The 2684-nt window shown below is 71.5% G+C and carries 3 protein-coding genes; all 3 read left to right on the top strand.

Going from position 1 to position 2684, the window contains the following annotated elements; translation table 11 throughout:
• A partial coding sequence (locus E1289_RS37200) for a cytochrome P450 (protein ID WP_347813623.1) occupies positions 1 to 1290 on the top strand: 1290 nt, incomplete at its 5' end.
• A 25-nt stretch (positions 1291 to 1315) separates the two neighbouring features.
• A complete protein-coding gene (locus E1289_RS37195) occupies positions 1316 to 2047 on the top strand; it encodes a hypothetical protein (protein WP_131988823.1) in 732 nt (243 codons plus the stop codon).
• Positions 2048 to 2208: 161 nt separating this feature from the next.
• On the top strand, positions 2209 to 2684 hold a 476-nt coding region (locus E1289_RS37190), incomplete at its 3' end, for a hypothetical protein (protein ID WP_207929415.1).

Genomic DNA, 2684 nt, shown 5'->3' with positions numbered 1-2684 from the left:
ACCCCGGCCCCCGACTCCCCATCCGAGCCCGACGGCGGGGCTGTCGTGGCCGCGGCCGACGTCCCGGTCATCACCATCGACCCCCTCGGCGCCGACCCGCACCGCGAAATGGCCCGGCTGCGCGACGCCGGACCCGTGGTGCGGATCGTGCTGCCCGGCCTTCCCGACGGCGTGCACGCCTGGGCCGTCACCCGCCAGCACCTGCTCGGTGAACTGTCCCGCAACCCCGACATCTCCCGCGTCGCCCAGCAGCACTGGGCCGCCTACCGCGACGGGCTGATCCCCGACGACTGGCCACTGGCCGGCATGTTCATCGGCCTGACCAACATGTTCTTCCTCGACGACCCGCAGCACCGCCAGCTGCGGCGACTGGTCTCCGGCGTTTTCACCGCCCGCCGCGTCACCGCCCTCACCGACCAGATCACCCGCATCGTCAACGACGCCCTCGACACCCTGCCCGACCACCGCGACACCGGCGGGGCCGTCGACCTGCGCGCCCACTTCGCCTACGCCGTGCCGATGGGCGTGATCTGCCACCTGCTCGGCATCCCCGAGCCGATGCGGCCCCGGTTCCGCGCCCTCGTGGACGCCCTGATCCGCACCGACAACATCACCCCCCAGGACGCCGCCGCCACCGAAACCGGCCGCCTGGACCTACTGGACGAACTCGTCGAACTGCGGCGTGCCGATCCCGGCACCGACCTGACCAGCGACCTGATCAGCGCCTGGGACACCGACGGCACCCTTCCGCACCGCCAACTCGTCGACACCCTGTGGATGCTGGTGGTCGCCGGCCACGAAACCACCTTCACCCTGATCACCAACGCCGTCCGCGCCTTGCTCACCCACCCCGACATCCGCGCCCGCATCCCCAACTTCACCCACGACGACTGGGCCGCGGTGGTTGAGGAGAGCCTGCGGTGGGACGGCGTCATCAACTACCTCGTCGCCGGCTACACCACAACCGCCGTCCCCATCCGCGGCGCCACCATCCCGGCCGGGCAGCTCCTGGTCGGCCTGTACGGCGGCGTCGGCCGCGACCCCGACGTCCACGGCCCCACCGCCCACCACTTCAACCCCGACCGCGACGACCACACCCACCTGGCCTTCGGCGTCGGCGCCCACTACTGCCTCGGCGCACCCCTGGCCCGCCTCGAAACCCGCATCGCCCTGCAAGAACTGTTCACCCGCCACCCCGACCTGCGCCTGACCGTGCCGGCCGACCAGCTCACCCAGGTCCCCTCCCTGTTCACCAACTGCCCCCGCGAACTCCCCATCACCCTTTCTTGATCACGACCTCACCCAGCCGAGCGAAATGACCACTTCCTCCCTGCATCCACCCGCCGCGCCCGGCTCAGACGACCGGCAACTACTCGCGGCCTACATGCTGGCCAGCAGCTGCGACGGCCGATGGCTCATCGGCCGGACCGACAGCGGCGCCGCCCGCGGCCGGGGCACCGCGCGGGCGGTGCTGCCCGGCGGACGTGTGCGAGACAGCGAGTCACCCGTCGGCTCGCTGGCCCGCGCCACCACCGAACAGCTCGGCATATCGCTGCCCCCGAGGAGGCTGATCGCCGCGGCCTGGGCGGAAGCCGCTCCATGCCTCGGCGAGACGGCGCTGATCTTCGCTGGCCCGCTGGTCGTCCCCGATCTCCTGCCGCAGCCGCCCGACGCCTCCGCCCCACCCGAACTGATCTGGCAGTTGAGTGACCCCACCCAGGCACTCGTGGACCTACCGACCGCGCTCGCTGACGCGGTACTCGGTGCCGGCTTCGCACCCCCGATCGGCTACAGCGAAATCCGCACCCTCTACGACCAGCCAATCGGGACGATCCAGCCGGCCTACGCCAGGGGCAGCGTCCTCGACACGCCCTCACCGTGCTGCACCGGACACACCGCACGACTCACCCACAACGACCTCGAAGACATCACCGACGACGCAACGACCGGTGTTCACCGCAAATGCAGCGGCTGCCGGAGCCCCTACCTGCTCTACTTGCTGGGAACCAGACAGCAACCGCAGGGTGTCCGCTGGCAGCCACGATGACCACGACCGAAAGCCAGCCCCGAACGGCTAATGCCCGCGCGGACACGTATCGCCCCCTGCTGCACGGCGATCGCGACCCGGAAAATCATCGGCGTCCAGGAGGAGCTCCGGGACCTGACCCCTCACCGGTCCCGCCCCGCGCACAGACCCCGATCCGGTCCGTGCCCCCGACACCTTCCCCGGGCCATCGGCACGGCGCCGAACCTGGCCTGCGGCAGAACACCCGGCACGGCCCCGACGGGCTGATGATTGGGCCGGAGCGGCTCGAACACCTGCAGGCGGTACCCACCCAAGGACCAGACGACCGGCCCGCACGCCGCGTCGTCTGGAACGGCGCGGCGGCCCGGCTCTGCCCTTGGGGGGCCGAGGGGGCCAGCCCAGAGCCGCCGCGCCGTGACCCCACGCCCGGCACCAGGGGCGGCCTCATCACGGCCGATGGCCCCACCACCGTGGAACAGGGCCCGTTCCATGCGCTGCTAGAACTCGCCGCCCAGTTCACCCAAGCCTTCCCCGAACTGGCGCGAGTTCGGTTCGAGCAACACCTTGGCCCCATGCCGGACGGGCAATCGGAGCAGCTCGCCGACGCCATCGACACCGTGGGCTCCGTCCTGAGCGCCCTGCCCGCCGCCCCGGGCAC

Origin of the sequence: Actinomadura sp. 6K520 (genome assembly GCF_004349245.1) — a bacterium.
In the GTDB taxonomy this organism is placed as follows: domain Bacteria; phylum Actinomycetota; class Actinomycetes; order Streptosporangiales; family Streptosporangiaceae; genus Spirillospora.
This window is presented reverse-complemented; position numbering and strand designations above follow the sequence as displayed.

Bases quoted from the DNA above. Each gene is read 5' to 3' on its own strand.
- E1289_RS37195 (WP_131988823.1), top strand. From the start codon at position 1,316: ATGACCACTTCCTCCCTGCATCCACCCGCCGCGCCCGGCTCAGACGAC.